The sequence below is a fragment of the Mesorhizobium muleiense genome (assembly GCF_900099905.1).
Classification (GTDB): Bacteria; Pseudomonadota; Alphaproteobacteria; order Rhizobiales; family Rhizobiaceae; genus Mesorhizobium; species Mesorhizobium muleiense.
In genome coordinates, this window is sequence record NZ_FNEE01000058.1 from 1 (window position 1) to 1,336 (window position 1,336).

General features: G+C 56.1%; 1 protein-coding gene. It reads right to left on the reverse strand.

The features are described 5' to 3' along the window. Positions 1-1,183 (reverse strand): diaminobutyrate--2-oxoglutarate transaminase (ectB, locus tag BLT09_RS33335; RefSeq protein ID WP_091600670.1); only part of this gene is annotated, 1,183 nt, incomplete at its 3' end. Positions 1,184-1,336 lie beyond the last annotated feature (153 nt).

Sequence of the window (1,336 nt, forward strand, 5' to 3'; positions counted from 1 at the left end):
CGCCACAGGTCTCGATCACCAAGCCGCGACGAAGAGCTTCCCGCGAGATTTGCACAGGTAATGAGTGGTGCTTTTGAAATACGAGTCCGTACATCAGTCCGCGGCCCCGTACACTCAGGCCGAGGTTGGGGAAATCGTCTATGATTAAGTTGAGCTCCTCAGCCAGAATGGCGGATTTGCGTCCGATTTCTTCCTCGAACTTGGAGTCAGCCCAATAAGTCTCAAGAGCCGCACGAGCAGCGATGAAAGCCAGGTTGTTGCCCCTGAAGGTACCGCTGTGCGCGCCAGGTGACCAAACATCCAGTTCAGGCTTCAGAAGAACGAGGGACATCGGCGTGCCGATCGCCGACAAGGACTTCGACAGAGTGACGATGTCCGGCACGATCTCAGCCGCTTCAAAACTGAAAAATCTCCCCGTGCGACCAACGCCGGCCTGGATATCGTCGATGATCATCAAGATTTCGTGTCGCTTGGTCAGATCACGGAGCCGCTGCAGCCATTGAAAGCTAGCGGGATAGATCCCCCCCTCACCTTGGACTGCTTCCAAAATGACCGCGGCGGGTTTATCGAGGCCACTGCTAGGGTCGTTGAGCAGCTTCTCGAAGTAGTCGAGTGTGTCAACGGACGGGCCGAGATAGCCATCGTAAGGCAAAGATGTGACATGCGCGAGCGGGTACCCTGCGGCACTTCGATACTTCTTGTTTCCGGTCGCCGACAACGCTCCAGCGCTGACACCGTGGAACGAATTGGCAAAGGCGACGATGTTTGACCTGCCGGTCACTATGCGAGCCAGCTTCAGTGCAGCCTCGACCGCGTTCGTACCTGTGGGACCAGTAAACTGCAGTTTATAATTCAGGCCACGTGGCTTCAGAATGTACCGCTCGAACGCCTCGATGAACGCCTTCTTGGCGCTGGTGGCGAGGTCGAGGCCGTGCACAATTCCGTCCCGCTCGATATAGTCCAGCACCGGTTTCTTGAAGGCCGGGTTATTGTGCCCGTAATTGAGGGCGCCTGCCCCCGCGAAAAAGTCAAGATATTCGCGACCGTCTGCAGCTATAAGGGTGGTGCCAACCCCGCGATCGAACAGGACCGGAAACGACCGGATGTAGCCGCGTACCTCGGATTCGAGACGCTCAAAAATCGAGATGCTCGCATCGCTCGAAGGCGAGAATTTCTTCTTCATAGCGGCAATCCTCTTGTTCATAAGGCGTATTCCTTTGATGGGAGCCTAATCGGTGCGCGCGGCGTTCATGTTGGGGATCGGCATTTTTCGTGCCGTGGCAAAAAAATTAGCAGCATCAAATGGACGGGCGCGGAGTCGGCATTGTCATGAGCG